The sequence below is a fragment of the Burkholderia sp. THE68 genome (assembly GCF_009938265.1).
Taxonomy (GTDB): Bacteria; Pseudomonadota; Gammaproteobacteria; order Burkholderiales; family Burkholderiaceae; genus Caballeronia.
Genome location: NZ_AP022315.1, coordinates 208,624 through 225,228 on the forward strand (window position 1 = coordinate 208,624; position 16,605 = coordinate 225,228).

Sequence of the window (16,605 nt, forward strand, 5' to 3'; positions counted from 1 at the left end):
GCGACTGCTTCGAGCTTCAATGACGGCGTCCCGCGGGACGCCGTTTTTTTCGGCGCGGCTCAGTCGGCGAAAATCTGCTGTAGTTCCCTTTGCCATACGATACCCGAAGTTCCTTCCTGCACCGGTGTGAAACCGGTTCGCATGAACAGCGCGCAGAGATCTTCCTGCGGTTCGTCCAGCCGGCAGATCACCTGCTCGTAGCGCGCACCGTGGGCGAAGTTCGTGCATGCCGCGACGAGTTGTTCGCCCAGCCCGCGCCGGCGAGCGCCCGGCTCGACGAACAGCAGTTCGATGCGCGCCTGAGTTTCGGATTCCGCAGCAAGTATCGCCGCACCGACACGCGTGGCATTGCCGTGCTCCGCCACCCAGCAGGCGATGCGCGGGGTATTCGACTGCATATCCGCAAGAAAGCGCGACACCTTCCTTGCCGCGTATGCCTCGCTGAAAAGCTTCGGTTTGTCGCCGGAATACAGGTGCACGTGACGCTCGATCATCCAGCCGAAGTCGCCGCCGCGCGGCACGCGCAGCCTCGTCTCGCCTTCGCAATAGGATGACGAGAGCAAGCGTTCGACGTCCGCCATGGCCATGCATAGATGATCGATCTCGGCAGAGGTCAGCCGTTTGAGCAGCGTAGCGGTCTCGGCCGAAACGTGGAGGTCGAGCGCGTCGACCTGCGCTTTCGCCTCGGGCGTGATCCGGAGCAGGTGCGCGCGGCCGTCCGACTCGTTCTTTCGTCGCACCACGAGGCCGAGCTTCTGGAAGTTGTTGATCAACCGGCTCAGATAACCCGTGTCCAACCCCAGGTTGCGCGACAAGTCCGCAGCGGTGGTGGCGCGCCCCTGCGCCAGTTCATGCAGAATCCGCACTTCGGTCAATGAAAAGCTGCTTTTATGCAGCCGCTCGTGAAGGGCACCGGTATGGCGCGCATAGAAACGGTTGAAGCGGCGCACCGCTTCGACGGCCCGGCTCGGATCAGGACAACCCATCGCTTAAGTCTCTCTCAGTTTTGTTGAAATTGATTGTGAATCCGAATTAATGAAGCCATTGTGCCAAAGAAGCACGACCGTGCGAATACGAAAATGCCCGAAAAGTGGGTAAAAAGGCAAGTAAGTAGCCAGTTCGTCAACTGGGCTGTCATGCGGGTAAGTCCCGATAGCGGAAATGTTCTGTTTAACTCTGCTAAACATCTTGTAACTATTTGATTTAAATAGAATTTTGACGTTTGACCTAAGGGTGCGCGTTAGCGTTGACTGGTATTATGTTGGTTATATAATGGGCTCCACTTCAGCAAGCGAGACCGTCCAATGGAGCATGGCTGGCAGGATCTGACGCCTGACGCGCGTAGCGATACGCCGCTTTATCTCCAGTTGGCGTCGCGTCTTGCCACCGCAATCCATGCCGGCACCTGGACAGCCGGCGAGGCGCTGCCCTCGGAGCGCACGCTGTCGGAACGTGTGGGTGTGTCGCGTATCACGGCGAGAAAGGCGATCGCGCTGCTCGTCGAGCAAGGCTTGATCCGGCGCGTGCGCGGCGCGGGCAGTTTCATCACGCCGCGCGTCGAAGATCCGCTGTCCCGGCTCACCGGTTTCACCAGGAAGATGGAACAGCGCGGCTTCAGGCCCGATTCGATCTGGCTCGATCGCGGACTACGAGCAGCGAATCGCGATGAATCGGTGCGTCTGGGCTTGTTGCCGGGCGCGGCCGTTGCGAGCCTGCGACGGCTGCGGCGCGCGGACGGCATCGTGATGGCGGTCGAGCAATCGACCCTGCCGGTGGCCGTCGTGCCGGACCCGCTTGCGATCGGCGCTTCGCTGTATCGGTATCTGGAGGAGCGTGGGTCGTCCGTGGTGCGCGCGCTGCAACATTTCCGCGCGGTCAACGCGGGCGCGGAAGTCGCGCGGCTGATGGGCGTGGCGCCGCGCGCAGCGCTGCTCGTGATCACGCGGATCGGCTATTGCGCGGATCAGCGCGCGATCGAATTGACGGACACCTACTGCCGCGACGACTACTACGACTTCGTCGCGGAACTGCATCGATAAGCGTCGGCACAGACGCGCGGCACCCGAGACGCATCAAAAGAGCAATCAAGAGAACGAGAGGACCCAAGGAAGCCGTTCGCTTATTTCGCGACGAAAGCCTGCTCGCAGCACGGCGCGGACGGCACTGAACCTCATCCATGCATCGCGTACTTCCAGAGAAACTCATGCTGAAAGGAAACATACTCACGACCGACGGCTGGATCCACGGCTCGGTCCGCTTCGAGAACGGCCGCGTGACGGCGCTCGAAGGCCATATCGCCGATCCGCTCGCCAACGACGCGCCGTACATCCTGCCGGGCTTCATCGACCTGCACGTGCACGGCGGCGGCGGGCGCGACATCATGGAAGGCGGCGATGCGGCGGACACCGTGGCGCGCCAGCACGCGCAGCACGGCACCACGAGCCTGCTCGCCACCACCATGACCGCGCCGCGCGATGAACTCATGGAAGTCGTCGCGGGCCTGGGCGAACAGGCGAAACACCGTGCCGCCGGCGGCGCGCGCATGCTGGGCGTGCATCTGGAAGGCCCGTACATCAATCCGGGCAAGCTCGGTGCTCAGCCCGACGCGGCCGCCGTCGCGGTGCGCGACGAAGTGCTGAAATACCTCGAACTCGCGCCGATCCGCGTCGTCACTATCGCGCCGGAAATCTCCGGCCATCTCGACATCATTTCCGAACTGGCCGCGCGCGGCGTGCGCGTGCAGCTCGGCCATTCGCTCGGCACCTACGACGACGCCGTCAACGCGCTCAAGCATGGCGCGCGCGGTTTCACGCATCTGTTCAACGCGATGTCGCCGCTGCATCACCGCGACCCCGGCATGGTTGGCGCGGCGCTCGCGCATGCGGAATACGCCGAACTCATTCCCGATCTGCTGCACGTGCATCCGGGCGCCATTCGCGCCGCGATGCGCGCGATCCCGCGTCTCTATGTCGTGACCGACAGCACGTCGGCGGCCGGCATGCCCGACGGCGAATATCGCCTGGGCAGCCAGCATGTCACCAAATGCATGGGCGGCGTGCGTCTCGCGGACGGCACGCTCGCCGGCAGCACCCTGACGATGGATCAGGCGCTGCGCAATCTCGTGTCGCTGGGCATTCCGCTCGCGGACGTCTCGAATCGCCTGTCGCGTTTCCCCGCCGACTATCTCGGACTCGAAGACCGCGGCCGCATCGCGCGCGGCGCATGGGCCGATCTCGTCGTGCTCGACCGGGAACACGCGCTGACCGCCACGTATGTCGAAGGAGAATCAATTGTCGAATATGCTTAATGAAGCGCTGGAGTCCGCCGACGTCGTCGCGGCCCAGCTCGCCGATACCTCGTCTATCGAAGCGCTCGCGGTCAAGCTCGCCGAGCAGCCGCGCCATGTCGCGCTGACGGTCGCGCGCGGCAGCTCGGACCACGCCGCCAGTTATTTCGCGAGCCTCGCGATGAGCCGCATCGGCATTCCGGTTGCATCGCTGCCGATGTCGGTTGCCACGCTCCAGCAGGCGCCGTTGCGTGTCTCCGGACAACTCGCCGTCGCGTTCTCGCAATCGGGCAAGAGCCCCGATCTCGTCGGCACGATGCAGGCGCTGCGCGACGCGGGCGCGTTCACCGTCGCGGCCGTCAACGTCACCGGTTCGCCGCTCGAAAGCGCGTGCGAATACTTTCTGCCGCTGCTCGCGGGTCCCGAACTGTCGGTGGCCGCGACCAAGAGCTATATCGCGATGCTGTCGCTGTCGGCGATCGTGATCGCGCACGTTCAGCGCGACGTCGAATTGCTCAACGCGCTCAAGTCGCTGCCGGACGGCTTGCGCGCCGCAGGCAAGCTCGACTGGACGCGCGCCGTGAACGAGCTGAAGGACGTCGATCGCATGATCGTGATCGGCCGTGGCCTCGGCCTCGCCATCGCGCAGGAAGCCGCGCTCAAGCTGAAGGAAACCTCGGGCATCCAGGCCGAAGCGTTCTCCAGCGCGGAAGTGCGTCACGGACCGATGGAAATCATCGACAAGGACTATCCGCTGCTCGTGTTCGCGCCGCGCGGGCCGGAGCAGGCGGGGCTGATCCAGCTTGCCGCCGACATGCGCGCTCGTGGCGCGCGCGTGCTGCTCGCCGCGCCGGCCGACGTCGCGCAAGCGGAGTTGCCGCTCGTCGCCACCGATCATCCTGCGCTCGATCCGATCGCTGCAATTCTTTCCTTCTACGTGATGGCCGCGGGTCTGGCCGCAGCGCGCGGGCGCAATCCCGACGCGCCGCGCCACCTGAACAAGGTCACCGAAACCCATTGAGTGAGCTAGCCGATGCGCCGTGCCGAGGAGTCACTGTTGAACCATTCCATCGATAACCCGAACGATGTCGTGCTGCTTGCGCCGTTCACCGGTCCCGTCGTGCCGCTCGCCGACGTGCCGGACCCCGTGTTCGCCGAAGGCATGTTCGGCGACGGCATCGGCATCGATCCCCTCGATAACGTGCTCGTCTCGCCCTGCGACGGCACGATCACGCATCTCGCCCGCACGCATCACGCGGTGACGCTGCGCACGAAGGAGGGTGCGGAGATCCTCGTGCATATCGGCATCGACACGGTCGGGCTGGGCGGCAAGGGTTTCACGCCGATAGTCGAGCAGGGCGCGACGGTGCGCGCCGGTCAGGCGCTCATCGAGTTCGATGCGGACTTCGTCGCGCAACACGCGCCGAGCCTCGTCTCGGTGATCGCGGTCGCGAACGGCGATGCCTTCGATGTCGTCGATCGCGCCGGGCGCGGCGTGCTGAACGCGGGCGCGTGCTTGCTGGTGTTGCGCGCGAAGCACGGCGAGAAGGCGGAAACCGCGCGCTCCGGCGCGCTCGTCACGGAAGAAGCGCGCCGCAGCGTGACACTGGCGCATGCGGGCGGTCTGCATGCCCGTCCGGCGGCGCGGGCGCGCGAGGCCGCGCGTGGTTTCGACGCCAAGGTCGAAGTGCGCTACGAAGGCAAGAAGGCGCCGGTGGAAAGCGTGGTCGGCCTGCTCGGGCTCGGTGCGGGCGAGGGCTCGACCATCGAACTGGTTGGTATCGGTGCTCAGGCGCAACAGGCGGTCGAAGCCGTCGCCGCCGAATTGCTGCGCGCGGCGCTGGGCGAAGTCGAAGAGACGCCCGCGCGCGCCAAGTCGCCCGCGCCGGTCGCGAAGGCAGCCGCTGCCGGCGAGCCGCTGCCGCCGAATACGCTGGCTGGCGTGTGCGCGGCGCCGGGCATCGCGGTCGGCAAGCTGGTGCGCTGGGACGATCAGGACATCGTGCCGCCGGAACAGGCGAGCGGCCAGTCGGCGGCGGAAAGCCGTGCGCTCGACAAGGCCATCGCTCAAGTCGATGCCGATCTCGACGAGACCGTGCGAACCGCGTCGCAGCGTGGCGCGGTCGGCGAAGCGGGCATTTTCGCGGTGCATCGCGTGCTGCTCGAGGACCCGACGCTCGTCGACGCCGCGCGCGACCTGATCAGCCTCGGCAAGAGCGCGGGCTTCGCGTGGCGCGAGGCGATCCGCGCGCAGATCGCGCTGCTGTCGAACGTGCAGGACGAGCTGCTCGCCGAACGCGCCGCCGATCTGCGCGATATCGAAAAGCGCGTGTTGCGCGCGCTCGGTCTCACGAACACGGCGGCAGTCGAGCTGCCGGCGGAAACCGTGCTCGCGGCCACCGAGTTCACGCCGTCCGACCTGTCGTCGCTCGACCGCACGCGCGTCACCGCGCTCGTGATGGCGCGCGGCGGCGCGACTTCGCACGCGGCGATCATCGCGCGGCAGATCGGCATTCCGGCGCTCGTCGCCATCGGCGATGCGCTGCACGCGATTCCCGAAGGCACGCAAGTGGTCGTGGACGCATCGGCGGGCCGCATCGAACATGCGCCGACGCAACTCGACGTCGAACGCGCGCGCGCCGAACGCGAGCGTCTCGCGAACGTGCGTGAGGCGAATCGCAAGATGTCGCAGGAAGCGTCATCCACGAAGGACGGCCGCCATATCGAAGTGGCCGCGAACATCGCCACGCTCGACGATGCCAGGGCCGCCGTCGAAAACGGCGCGGACGCGGTCGGCCTGCTGCGCACCGAACTTCTGTTCATCCATCGCCAGTCGGCGCCGACGGTCGCGGAGCACGCGCAAAGCTATCAGGGCATCGTCGATGCACTGCAAGGCCGTACCGCGATCATCCGCACGCTCGATGTCGGCGCGGACAAGGAAGTCGATTATCTGACCCTTCCGCCCGAGGAAAACCCGGCGCTCGGCCTGCGCGGCATCCGTCTCGCGCAAGTGCGCCCCGATCTGCTCGACGATCAGTTGCGCGGCCTGCTTGCCGTGAAGCCGCTGGGCGCGGTACGCATCCTTCTGCCGATGGTGACGGACGCCGGCGAACTGCAGCGCCTGCGCGCGCGTATCGACGAACTGGCGCGCGAAGCGGGCCGCACGGAGCCGATCGAAGTGGGCGTGATGATCGAAGTGCCGTCGGCGGCGCTGCTCGCCGACCAACTCGCGAAATACGCGGATTTCCTCTCGATCGGCACCAACGACCTCACGCAGTACACGCTCGCGATGGACCGCTGCCAGCCCGATCTCGCCGCGCAGTCCGACGGCCTGCATCCCGCCGTGCTGCGCCTCATCAAGGTGGCCGTGCAGGGCGCGGAAAAGCACGGCAAGTGGGTCGGCGTGTGCGGCGCGCTCGGCGGCGATCCGGTCGCGGCTCCGTTGCTCGTCGGCCTCGGCGTGACCGAACTGTCGGTCGATCCGGGCACGGTGCCCGGCATCAAGGCGCGCGTGCGCAATCTCGATTACCAACTGTGCCGTCAGCGCGCCGAGGACTGCCTCGCGCTCGAATCGGCACAGGCAGTAAGAGCGGCAAGCCGCGAAATCTGGCCGCAGGACTGATCGTCCGTCCTTCTGACAGCTTCGCGGAGCCTTTTTCGCAATCCCCGCAGCAGTAACGACAAGACTTATATTTTTGGAGAACCCGATGGACGCCAACCCGTTTGCAAAGATGCAGCGACTAGGCCGCGCGCTGATGCTGCCGATCGCCGTACTTCCGGTGGCCGGCCTGCTTCTGCGTCTCGGCCAGCCTGATGTCTTCAACATCAAGATGATCGCCGACGCCGGCGATGCGATCTTCACCAACCTTCCGCTTTTGTTCGCCATCGGCGTGGCGGTGGGCTTCGCGAAGGACAACAACGGCACGGCGGGTCTCGCCGGCGCGATCGGCTATCTGATCGAAGTGGCGGTGATGAAGGACATCAACGACAAGCTCAACATGGGCGTGCTGTCGGGGATCATCGCCGGGGTGATTGCGGGCTACATGTACAACCGCTTCAAGGACATCAAGCTGCCCGAATATCTGGCGTTCTTCGGCGGCAAGCGCTTCGTGCCGATCATTACGGGCGTCACGTGTCTGATACTCGGCATCGTGCTCGGCTACATATGGCAGCCGGTGCAGGCGGCCATCGACACGGCGGGCAACTGGCTGACGACGGCCGGCGCGCTCGGCACGTTCGTGTTCGGCGTGCTGAACCGCATCCTGCTCGTGACGGGTCTGCATCACATCATCAACTCGCTCGCATGGTTCGTGTTCGGCTCGTTCACGCCTCCGGGCGGCGGCGCGGTGGTGCACGGCGACCTGCATCGCTTCTTCGCGGGCGATCCGACCGCGGGCGGCTTCATGACCGGCTTCTTCCCGATCATGATGTTCGGTCTTCCGGCCGCGTGTCTCGCGATGTTCCATGAGGCACCGAAGGAGCGCCGCGCGATCGTCGGCGGCCTGCTGTTCTCGATGGCGCTGACCGCGTTCCTCACGGGCGTGACCGAACCGATCGAATACAGCTTCATGTTCCTCGCGCCGGTGCTCTACGCGATTCACGCCGTGCTGACGGGTCTGTCGCTCGCGATCTGTTCGGCGCTCGGCGTCCATCTCGGCTTCACGTTCTCGGCGGGCGCGATCGACTATGTGCTGAACTACGGCCTGTCGCAGCGCGGCTGGATGGCGATTCCGATCGGCATCGTCTATTTCGTCATTTACTACGGCCTGTTCCGCTTCTTCATCCGCAAGTTCAACATGGCGACGCCGGGCCGCGAGCCGGCCACGACCGATGCAGAAACCGATGTCGCAACCACGGTCGATGGCGGTCTGATTCCGCCGGTTCCGGGCGCTGCGGCTGTGTCGAACACGCGTGCGGCGAAGTACATCGCGGCGCTCGGCGGCGCGTTTAACCTGACGCTCGTCGATGCCTGCACGACGCGTCTGCGTCTGTCGGTGGTGGATTCGGAGAAAGTGTCGGAGCCGCAGTTGAAGGGCATCGGCGCGCGCGGCGTGCTCAAGCGCGGCGCGACCAACGTGCAGGTGATCATCGGACCGGAAGCCGACCTGATCGCCGATGAAATCCGCACCGAGCTGGAACATTCGTCGACGCGTGGCGCGACGCCGGCATCGTCGACGCCGGCACAACCGGTGGCAGCGGCTGTGAGCGCCGACCAGACGCCCGGCCCGCTCGATCCGGACCCGTTCCGCTGGCTCGCCGTGTTCGGCGGCGCGACCAACATCGCTTCGATCGACGCGGTTGCGCAGACGCGCCTGCGCGTGGTCGTGCGCGATCCGTCGTCGGTGGATCGTCAACGTCTGTCGTCGCTGGATGTTGCGTGGGTGTCGGCCGATACGTTCCACATCGTCGTGGGCGCGGCGGCGCAGCGTTATGCGACGCAATTGTCCACGCGTCTGTCGGGCAACGGCGGCGGCACCGCGCCGATGCCGGCGTGATGCGGTAGTCGATGGTTGAAAGCAAACGGCACCTTCGGGTGCCGTTTGCTTTTCAGGTCAAGGTCAAAAGAAAAAGCCCGCCGTCTCGTCGACGGCGGGCTTCGCAACTTCTGCTACGGCACAGTCAGGTATTACGCGTAGTCGTGCAGCGCGGAGCGCATTTTCTTCATCGCGCTCGCTTCGATCTGGCGGATGCGTTCCGCCGACACGCCGAACTCGTCGGCCAGTTCATGCAGCGTCTTGCCGCCCGAGCCATCGTCCTGCACGTCGAGCCAGCGCGCCTTGATGATGCGGCGGCTGCGCTCATCGAGCGATTCCAGCGCGTCGGCGAGTCCGTCGCTTTGCAGCTTGTCGAACTGGCGCGCGGCGATGACGTTCGTCGGCTCGTTGTGCGAGTCTGCAAGATAGGCGATCGGCGCGAATGCTTCCTCGCCGTCGTCGATCTGGCCTTCGAGCGCGATATCACCGCCCGACAGGCGCGTTTCCATCTCCGCGACTTCCTCGCGCTTCACGTTCAGCTCGCTCGCGAGACCTTCGATCTCGTCCGGCGTGAACGCCGAATGGCTCGTCTTGTGGCTGCGCAGGTTGAAGAACAGCTTGCGCTGCGCCTTGGTTGTGGCGACCTTCACCATGCGCCAGTTGCGCAGGATGTACTCGTGGATCTCGGCCTTGATCCAGTGCATCGCGTACGAAACCAGGCGTACGTTTTGCTCGGGGTCGAAGCGCTTCACGGCCTTCATCAGACCGATGTTGCCTTCCTGGATCAGGTCTGCGTGCGGCAGGCCGTAGCCAAGGTAGTTGCGGGCGATCGACACTACGAGGCGCAAGTGCGAAAGCACGAGCTGGCGCGCGGCGTTCAGGTTGCCCTGCTCGCGGAATTCGGTGGCGTACTGACGTTCCTCTGCTTGCGAAAGCATCGGAATGCGGTTCACTGCTTGTATATAGGAATCGATGTTGCCGATCTGGCCGGTCAGCATCGACGACTGTGCGTACGTCAGCGCGCCTGCCGAAGATGCCTTGGCAGGTGCCGAGCTCAGAACATTCGGAAGGGTCATCGCATTGGTCACGCTCATTAGCTCCTTATCAACAATTCACTCGCCGCTTAACGGCGGCAAGTCAGACACGATATTAGCACTCCGGTTTAGCGAGTGCTAAGTGTTAGAGGGCAGGAGAATGTGTGAGTTCCCACAAAAGCTATCGAATTTGCGAGGTCAATAGGACAGATTGTTGAGACAAAAGCGGAATATTATACCGACCAGCCGTTCGCTTTCGAATCGATTACCGCTTTTGTGCATTGCGGCGAAAGAAAATTCAACAGAATGGAGCGCGTCGTTACGCTTTCTGCACATCTTGAAAAACGTCTCTAGAATTCGCCAGACAACGCTGTTAATGAAACACGCCCGTCATCCGAGGAAAATGGGGTGCTCATGCATAAAAACAAGAGTTCGTGGATTTTCCGTTCGGCAGTCTGCGCCGCGTTCGGCCTCGCGTCGGCAGCGGCGCACGCGGACAGGTTCGGCGTTCAGGTCGCTGGCGGCGTCGCCAACCATGACATCAAGAAACTCGATCTCGGCGTCGCCTGGGACCCGGGCCTCACCTGGTGGGAGATCGGCGGATTCCATTTCACGCTCATCGGCGAAGGGCACGTATCCTACTGGCATACGACCGAGGACAACGCCGTCCACCCGAGCATCTGGGAAGTCGGCCTTACGCCGGTCGTGCGCTTCGTGAAGAGTTCGGGCTACTTCCGGCCGTTCATCGAGGCGGGCGTCGGCGTGCGGCTGCTTTCGCACGCGCGCATCACGCAGGATTTCACCGTGTCGACGGCCTTCCAGTTCGCCGACATGGTCGGCGTCGGCATGATCTTCGGCGAAAAACAGAGCTATCAGGCGGGCTTCCGATTCCAGCATCTGTCGAACGCAGGTATCAAAGACCCGAATCCTGGTATAAATTTCAGCCAGCTATATCTGCAATACAACTTTTGACGGGGCGCCGGCGTATCGGTTCCTCGACACAAGGGGAATGGACAGATGCCGGCAAAAACCATTGAGGCCATCCGCGGCCTCGAGCGTGACCGTTTTCGTGCGATGGTCGAGAGCGACGGCCCCGCGCTGGATGCGCTGCTGGCTGAAAACGTCAGCTACGTCCATACGAACGGCAAGCGGGAGACGAAGCGCCAGTTCATCGACGCCATTACCGCAGGCCGCCGCCGCTATCGTCAGATCGAGATTCAGTCGCAGGATGTGCTGCCCGCGGGGCGCGATACGTGTCTCGTGTCCGGGCGCGCGCTGATCGAGATGGAATCGAAGAACGGCGCGCTGCTTTTTCCGATCGCCTATACCGCCGTGCACGTCCAGACCGAAGGGCAGTGGCAGCTGCTTGCGCTGCAGGCGACGCGCGTCGCGCTGGAATAGCGCCGCGCGCGCCGCCTTGCGCTGAGGCTTACGCCGCCTCCATCGCCTCGTCCTGCCGATCCTCCTGCACGACGCGCTTCGAACGGTTCACCGCGCTCACGACCGCATCGGCGACCGCGAGCGCCGGATTGGCATGCACCGCGACGCCGAAGCGCGTCTGGCCGTCGCCGACGCGGCAGCCGACGAACGCGGCCGTGTCGCCGCTCGCCGTGACGGCGGTTTCAAACCAGTTCACGCTCGCGTCCACGCCGAGTGCTGCCGCGACCGTCTGCGCCCAGACATCGCCGCTCGGCGCGCTTGCCGCCGGCGCGATCACGACGCGCTTTCCGAACACCGACAGGGTCGAAGCGTCGATACGCGATACCGGTCCGCCCGCGTCGAAATACTCGCGTTTGAAGAGTTCGCAGATCGCTTCGCCGCTGATTTCCGCGCCGGAAGTGTCCGTGACGGTCTGAACGGCGTGGCTGAATTCGATCTGCACGCGGCGCGGCGGCGTGAAGCCGAGTCCGCGCTCGAGCAGATAAGTGGAGCCGCCCTTGCCGGACTGGCTGTTCACGCGGATCACGGCATCGTAGCTGCGGCCGAGATCGGCCGGATCGATCGGCAGATACGGCACTTCCCACACCGTGCCCGGCACGCGCTGCGCGAAGCCTTTGCGGATCGCGTCCTGATGCGAACCCGAAAACGCGGTGAAGACGAGATCGCCGGCGTACGGATGGCGCGGATGCACCGGAATCTGATTGCAGCGCTCGACGACGCGGCGCACGGCGTCGATGTCAGAGAAATCAAGCTCCGGATCGATGCCTTGCGTATACAGGTTCATCGCGAGCGTGACGAGATCGACGTTGCCGGTGCGCTCGCCGTTGCCAAACAGACACCCTTCGATGCGGTCCGCGCCCGCGAGCAGCGCCATTTCCGCCGCGGCGACCGCCGTGCCGCGATCGTTATGCGGATGCACCGACAGCACGATGCTGTCGCGATAACCCATGTTGCGGTCCATCCACTCGATCTGGTCGGCGAAGACGTTCGGCATCGCGGCTTCGACGGTCGCGGGCAGATTCACGATCATCTTGTGATCGGGCGTCGGACGCCAGGTTTGCGCGACCGCATCGCACACTTCGCGCGCGAACGAAAGCTCGGTCATGCTGAAGGTTTCGGGCGAGTACTGATAGATCCAGTGCGTGTCCGGCCGCGCTGCCGCGCATTCCTTGATGAGGCGCGTGCCTTCGACCGCAAGCGCCTTCACTTCGTCCTTCGACTGGTTGAACACGATCTTGCGGAACGACGGCGCGATCGCGTTATAGAGGTGCACGATCACCTTGCTCGCGCCCGCGACCGCTTCGAAGGTGCGCTCGATCAGTTCGCGGCGCGACTGCACGAGCACTTCGATAGTCACGTCGTCCGGGATGCGCTTTTCGTCGATCAGTTTGCGCACGAAATCGAAATCGGTCTGCGATGCCGACGGGAACCCCACCTCGATTTCCTTGAACCCGATCTTCACCAGCATCTCGAAGAATTCGAGCTTCGCAGCGATGCTCATCGGCTCGATGAGCGACTGGTTGCCGTCGCGCAGATCGGTGCTCATCCAGATGGGCGCTTTCTCGATCGTGCGGTTCGGCCAGCGGCGGCCATTCAGACGGACTTGCGGAAACGGGCGGTATTTCTCGGCGGGGTTCGGCATCATGATCGTCGATCTCTCTTCGGACGGTTTGCGTAGCGCCTGCGAGAGAGGCCGTGTCCGGCGGCTGGCCGGGCGTGACGGAATGCACGTAAGACGAAGCGGCGCGCGCGATCACACGAATCACCAGCGATGGTGACGCCTGTGACCAACGTGAACGTGCGCGAAGCAGCGTGCATTTGACCCTCGCGTTTCCGTATCGCGGGATGCGCGAACGAAAAGCTGACGACTACAAGTGGTAAGAAACGGAACTACTGGGACTTCTGGCAGGACCACGCGCCTTGCGACGCGCGGCGCTACGTCTGGCGACTTACGCTAGACGTAGCGATAGGGGCCGCGCTAGGCGGCCCGAAATAATTCGGAGGGAGGAAGGCTGGGTGAAGCTCATGCGTTCGACTTTAAACCACCGTTGAATACCGTGTCAAATGGGGTTTGCCGAGTTTGTCTGATCAGGGACCGGTTTGCGCGCCACCCGGGCGATCACCTCAACCTGGCGCGCGACCGCGGGCGGCACCGGCACGTCGCCTCGCAACACGCATTCGATCCAGCGCGCAGTGGTCGCCGCGTCGAGCGTTTCGGGCAGATCGACTTGCGGCGCGTGCGGCTGCGAGTGCTCCGGCGCGATCAGCGTCTCGACGTGGCCGTCGTGGAACCAGTCGACCTGCACCTGGCGGCGCGTGTCGGCGACGGCCTCGCCTTCCGTGCCGCGCGCGAGCAGCGCGCCGCCCGCTGCGGCGTCCGGATGCTCCGTGAACAATCCCGTGAGGCTCTCGCGATATTCCGGATGCGTGTAGTTGACGAGCCGCAGGCCCGGTTCCGCGAACGGCTGAAGGATTTTCACCAGCGTGTGCGTCGAATTGCGCACGCCCATGCGACGCCTGAGCGCGAGCAGCCGCGCGAGCTTCGGCGCGAGCACGGTGGTCGGCGCGAAGGCGAGGCGGCGCGAGGCGAGACTATCCTCGATTTCATCGTGCGAAGCCGCGTGCGCGATACCCAGTTCCGCGAAAATCTCGGCGCTCGTGACGCGGCCCGGATCGTCGATGACGCCATGCACCAGCACCGGCACGCCCTCGCGCGCGAGCAGATGCGATAGCAGCGGCACGAGGTTGGGCGTCTTGCGCGCGCCGTTGTAGCTCGGAATCGACACCGGCCGGGCGTGTTCGCGCCCGTCCTGAACATGCAGCGGTTCGAACGAGCGATGCGCGGCGGACAGCATCGCGGCGAGTTCCGCAGCGGTTTCGCCCTTCACGCGGTAGGCGAGCAGCACCGCGCCGAGTTCGAGTTCGGGGACGCGGTCCTCGAGCATCGCTTCGTAGAGTGCGTAGGTGTCGTCGTGCGAAAGTGCGCGCGCGCCGTTCGGCCCGCGGCCGATTTCCTTGATGTAGCGTGCGCAGGCGAAAGGTAGGGAAGCGGAGTCGGTCATGGAGAGAGGCGCGGATCGGGCGCTCATTTTCATCATCCGAGCGATGCCGCCGCGCTTTTTAAGGTGCAGGAAGCTTATTGAGTACCGCATTTGACGGGCGCTGGCAAGGTACGCCAGCCGAACGTTTCGCGCGCACGGCGCCCGATGCTTGCTGAAAACGAAGCGTCGCCCGTTCCGTCGAAGGCTTGCCGAAAGCTCGCAGAGCCGCGCCCGCCAAGCCTCACGGGCATCGCCACGAGGTTCGCGCGCACGTTAAACTCCCTTTTCGCATTGCCCATGAATCTGCAAATCAAACAGCAACAGGAGAGCGGGATGACCTACGTGTTTCCTCCGGCGCCGGCAGCAGCGGTGCCCGTCGATGGTTCGAACGAGCAGTTTCCAGTACGGCGCATCTACTGCGTCGGCCGCAACTACGAAGCCCACGCGCGCGAAATGGGCCACGATCCGGACCGCGAGCCGCCGTTCTTCTTCAGCAAGCCCGCCGATGCCGTGCTGTACGTCGCGCCTGGCGCCACGGGCGAATTCCCGTATCCGTCGCAGACGAAGAACCTGCACTTCGAGATGGAGCTGGTTGCCGCGATCGGCAAGCAAGGCAAGGACATCTCCACCGACAAAGCGCTCGACTACGTCTACGGCTACGCGCTCGGCCTCGACATGACGCGCCGCGACCTGCAAGCCGAAGCGAAGAAGCTCGGCCGTCCGTGGGACACCGCGAAAGGCTTCGACCGTTCCGCGCCCATCGGCCCGATCCATCCCGTTTCGAAGGTCGGGCATCTGGAAAAGAGCGCGATCTGGCTGACCGTCAACGGCGAGCAAAAGCAGCGCTCGGACATCTCGCAACTGATCTGGTCGGTGGGCGAGACGGTCGCGTATCTGTCGACGCTCTTCGAGCTGTTTCCCGGCGATCTCATCTTCACGGGCACGCCGGAAGGCGTCGGCGCCGTCGTGAAGGGCGATCTGCTCAAGGGCGGCGTCGATGGCATCGGCGAATTCTCCGTGCGCGTCGTCTGAGCGCATGAACATGAAGCTCTATAGCTATTTCCGCAGCTCGGCCGCGTATCGCGTGCGAATCGCGCTGAATCTGAAGAGCCTCGACTACGAGTACGAGGCGGTGCATCTGCTGCGCGACGGCGGCCAGCAACTGAAGCCCGAGTACCGCGCGGTGAATCCCGACGGCATCGTGCCCGCACTGATCGACGACGGCGACGTGCTCACGCAGTCGCTCGCGATCATCGAGTATCTGGAGGAGACGCATCCCGAGCCGCCGCTTTTGCCGAAGCGCCCGTCCGATCGCGCGTTCGTGCGCTCGGTCGCGATGCAGGTCGCGTGCGAAATCCATCCGCTCGACAATCTGCGCGTGCTCAAGTACCTGAAGCATCAGGTCAAGGTGCCGGATGAAGCCAAGGACGCGTGGTATCGGCATTGGGTCGAAACCGGCTTTGCGTCGCTCGAAAAGCGCCTCGCCGCCGATCCGCGCGTCGGCGCGCTGACCTTCGGCGATACGCCGACCGTCGCCGATCTGTGCATCGTGCCGCAGGTGTTCAACGCGCGGCGCTTCGGCATCGACGTGAGCCCCTATCCGACGCTCGCGCGTATCGCGGATCACGCCTGCACGATCGACGCGTTCGCGCGGGCCGCTCCGGCGCAACAGCCGGACGCCGAATGACGGTAGCGGTTTCTGCCGGAGCACTGTCGAGTTATCTGTCGGGTGCGGGCTTGGGCGCGAGCCTGATTGTCGCGATCGGCGCGCAGAACGCGTTCGTGTTGCGGCAGGGGTTGAAGCGCCGGCACGTGGGCGTGGTCGTGTCGATTTGCGCGCTCATCGACGTGCTGTTGATCGCGCTGGGCGTCGCCGGAATGGGCGCGCTCATCGCGCGTGCGCCCGTTCTGCTCGACGTGATTCGCTGGGCCGGCGCGATCTTCGTGTTTCTGTACGGATTGCGCGCGTTTCTCGCGGCATGGCGCGGGCCGGGGCATCTGAACGCGTCGGACGGCGAATCGCAGACGGCGATCGGCGCGGCGTCCACCGTGCTCGCGTTGTCGCTGCTCAATCCGCACGTCTATCTCGATACCGTGGTGCTGCTCGGGGGCATCGGCGCGCAACGCGGCTGGCCGGCCAACGCGTGGTTCGCGGCGGGCGCGATGTGCGCGTCGGTCGTCTGGTTCACCACGCTCGGCTACGGCGCGCGCCTTCTGGAACCGTGGTTCGAGAAGGACGTGTCGTGGCGCGTGCTCGATGTGATCGTCGGCTGCGTGATGTGGTGGATCGCGGCGTCCCTGATATTCGCGCGATGAAAAAAGGGCGTCCA

At 64.6% G+C, this 16,605-nt stretch carries 14 protein-coding genes; 10 read left to right on the plus strand and 4 right to left on the minus strand.

The genetic code is table 11. The features are described 5' to 3' along the window. Nucleotides 1-59 precede the first annotated feature (59 nt). Complete coding sequence (locus tag BTHE68_RS01060) at nt 60-986, minus strand: bifunctional helix-turn-helix transcriptional regulator/GNAT family N-acetyltransferase (RefSeq protein ID WP_162064769.1); 927 nt, start codon at nt 984-986, stop codon at nt 60-62. Between the two features lie 318 nt (nt 987-1,304). Between BTHE68_RS01060 and BTHE68_RS01065 the strand changes: the two genes are divergently transcribed. From BTHE68_RS01065 to nagE, 5 genes are all read left to right on the plus strand, one after another. Beyond that, a complete protein-coding gene (locus tag BTHE68_RS01065) occupies nt 1,305-2,039 on the plus strand; it encodes a GntR family transcriptional regulator (RefSeq protein ID WP_162064770.1) in 735 nt (244 codons plus the stop codon). Nucleotides 2,040-2,203: 164 nt separating this feature from the next. Continuing rightward, a complete protein-coding gene (gene nagA / locus BTHE68_RS01070; RefSeq protein ID WP_061172689.1) occupies nt 2,204-3,307 on the plus strand; it encodes an N-acetylglucosamine-6-phosphate deacetylase in 1,104 nt (367 codons plus the stop codon). Further along, nucleotides 3,300-4,307, plus strand: coding sequence for an SIS domain-containing protein (locus BTHE68_RS01075; protein WP_162066731.1), 1,008 nt, complete (start codon nt 3,300-3,302; stop codon nt 4,305-4,307). Before nagA ends, BTHE68_RS01075 begins: the two co-directional genes overlap by 8 nt. Before the next feature lie 12 nt (nt 4,308-4,319). Continuing rightward, nucleotides 4,320-6,908 (plus strand): phosphoenolpyruvate--protein phosphotransferase, encoded by a 2,589-nt coding sequence (ptsP, locus tag BTHE68_RS01080; protein WP_162064771.1) that lies wholly within the window; start codon nt 4,320-4,322, stop codon nt 6,906-6,908. 85 nt (nt 6,909-6,993) lie between these two features. Then, on the plus strand, nt 6,994-8,781 hold the full coding sequence (nagE, locus tag BTHE68_RS01085; protein WP_162064772.1) for an N-acetylglucosamine-specific PTS transporter subunit IIBC: 1,788 nt from the start codon (nt 6,994-6,996) through the stop codon (nt 8,779-8,781). Between the two features lie 131 nt (nt 8,782-8,912). Here nagE and rpoH read toward each other — a convergent pair whose 3' ends face one another. Next, nucleotides 8,913-9,848 (minus strand): RNA polymerase sigma factor RpoH, encoded by a 936-nt coding sequence (gene rpoH, locus BTHE68_RS01090; RefSeq protein ID WP_162066732.1) that lies wholly within the window; start codon nt 9,846-9,848, stop codon nt 8,913-8,915. Between the two features lie 360 nt (nt 9,849-10,208). On the opposite strand from rpoH, the gene BTHE68_RS01095 reads away from it, so the two are divergent. Then, the gene (locus BTHE68_RS01095; RefSeq protein ID WP_162064773.1) at nt 10,209-10,766 is read left to right on the plus strand and encodes an acyloxyacyl hydrolase; all 558 of its coding nucleotides are present in this window, start codon (nt 10,209-10,211) and stop codon (nt 10,764-10,766) included. 45 nt (nt 10,767-10,811) lie between these two features. Continuing rightward, the gene (locus BTHE68_RS01100; protein WP_061158871.1) at nt 10,812-11,195 is read left to right on the plus strand and encodes a nuclear transport factor 2 family protein; all 384 of its coding nucleotides are present in this window, start codon (nt 10,812-10,814) and stop codon (nt 11,193-11,195) included. A gap of 28 nt (nt 11,196-11,223) precedes the next feature. Here BTHE68_RS01100 and leuA read toward each other — a convergent pair whose 3' ends face one another. Beyond that, complete coding sequence (leuA, locus tag BTHE68_RS01105; RefSeq protein WP_162064774.1) at nt 11,224-12,879, minus strand: 2-isopropylmalate synthase; 1,656 nt, start codon at nt 12,877-12,879, stop codon at nt 11,224-11,226. A 415-nt stretch (nt 12,880-13,294) separates the two neighbouring features. Then, nucleotides 13,295-14,296, minus strand: a complete 1,002-nt coding sequence (gene ybiB, locus BTHE68_RS01110; RefSeq protein ID WP_162066733.1) for a DNA-binding protein YbiB — start codon at nt 14,294-14,296, stop codon at nt 13,295-13,297. A 312-nt stretch (nt 14,297-14,608) separates the two neighbouring features. Here ybiB and BTHE68_RS01115 point away from each other — a divergent pair, with 312 nt between their 5' ends. The 3 genes from BTHE68_RS01115 to BTHE68_RS01125 are packed head-to-tail and all read left to right on the plus strand — an operon-like array spanning nt 14,609 to nt 16,591. Then, nucleotides 14,609-15,307, plus strand: a complete 699-nt coding sequence (locus tag BTHE68_RS01115) for a fumarylacetoacetate hydrolase family protein (protein ID WP_162066734.1) — start codon at nt 14,609-14,611, stop codon at nt 15,305-15,307. Nucleotides 15,308-15,317: 10 nt separating this feature from the next. Next, a complete protein-coding gene (gene maiA, locus BTHE68_RS01120) occupies nt 15,318-15,962 on the plus strand; it encodes a maleylacetoacetate isomerase (RefSeq protein ID WP_162064775.1) in 645 nt (214 codons plus the stop codon). Beyond that, on the plus strand, nt 15,959-16,591 hold the full coding sequence (locus tag BTHE68_RS01125; RefSeq protein WP_162064776.1) for a LysE/ArgO family amino acid transporter: 633 nt from the start codon (nt 15,959-15,961) through the stop codon (nt 16,589-16,591). The genes maiA and BTHE68_RS01125 overlap by 4 nt, the downstream gene beginning before the upstream one ends. The last annotated feature ends 14 nt before the right edge of the window (nt 16,592-16,605 follow it).

What these genes read in the sequence shown, in the direction of transcription:
- BTHE68_RS01060 (WP_162064769.1), bottom strand. Translation starts at nt 986, where the DNA reads ATGGGTTGTCCTGATCCGAGCCGGGCCGTCGAAGCGGTGCGCCGCTTC.
- BTHE68_RS01065 (WP_162064770.1), top strand. Translation starts at nt 1,305, where the DNA reads ATGGAGCATGGCTGGCAGGATCTGACGCCTGACGCGCGTAGCGATACG.
- nagA (WP_061172689.1), top strand. Translation starts at nt 2,204, where the DNA reads ATGCTGAAAGGAAACATACTCACGACCGACGGCTGGATCCACGGCTCG.
- BTHE68_RS01075 (WP_162066731.1), top strand. Translation starts at nt 3,300, where the DNA reads ATGCTTAATGAAGCGCTGGAGTCCGCCGACGTCGTCGCGGCCCAGCTC.
- ptsP (WP_162064771.1), top strand. Translation starts at nt 4,320, where the DNA reads ATGCGCCGTGCCGAGGAGTCACTGTTGAACCATTCCATCGATAACCCG.
- nagE (WP_162064772.1), top strand. Translation starts at nt 6,994, where the DNA reads ATGGACGCCAACCCGTTTGCAAAGATGCAGCGACTAGGCCGCGCGCTG.
- BTHE68_RS01095 (WP_162064773.1), top strand. Translation starts at nt 10,209, where the DNA reads ATGCATAAAAACAAGAGTTCGTGGATTTTCCGTTCGGCAGTCTGCGCC.
- BTHE68_RS01100 (WP_061158871.1), top strand. Translation starts at nt 10,812, where the DNA reads ATGCCGGCAAAAACCATTGAGGCCATCCGCGGCCTCGAGCGTGACCGT.
- leuA (WP_162064774.1), bottom strand. Translation starts at nt 12,879, where the DNA reads ATGATGCCGAACCCCGCCGAGAAATACCGCCCGTTTCCGCAAGTCCGT.
- ybiB (WP_162066733.1), bottom strand. Translation starts at nt 14,296, where the DNA reads ATGACCGACTCCGCTTCCCTACCTTTCGCCTGCGCACGCTACATCAAG.
- BTHE68_RS01115 (WP_162066734.1), top strand. Translation starts at nt 14,609, where the DNA reads ATGACCTACGTGTTTCCTCCGGCGCCGGCAGCAGCGGTGCCCGTCGAT.
- maiA (WP_162064775.1), top strand. Translation starts at nt 15,318, where the DNA reads ATGAAGCTCTATAGCTATTTCCGCAGCTCGGCCGCGTATCGCGTGCGA.
- BTHE68_RS01125 (WP_162064776.1), top strand. Translation starts at nt 15,959, where the DNA reads ATGACGGTAGCGGTTTCTGCCGGAGCACTGTCGAGTTATCTGTCGGGT.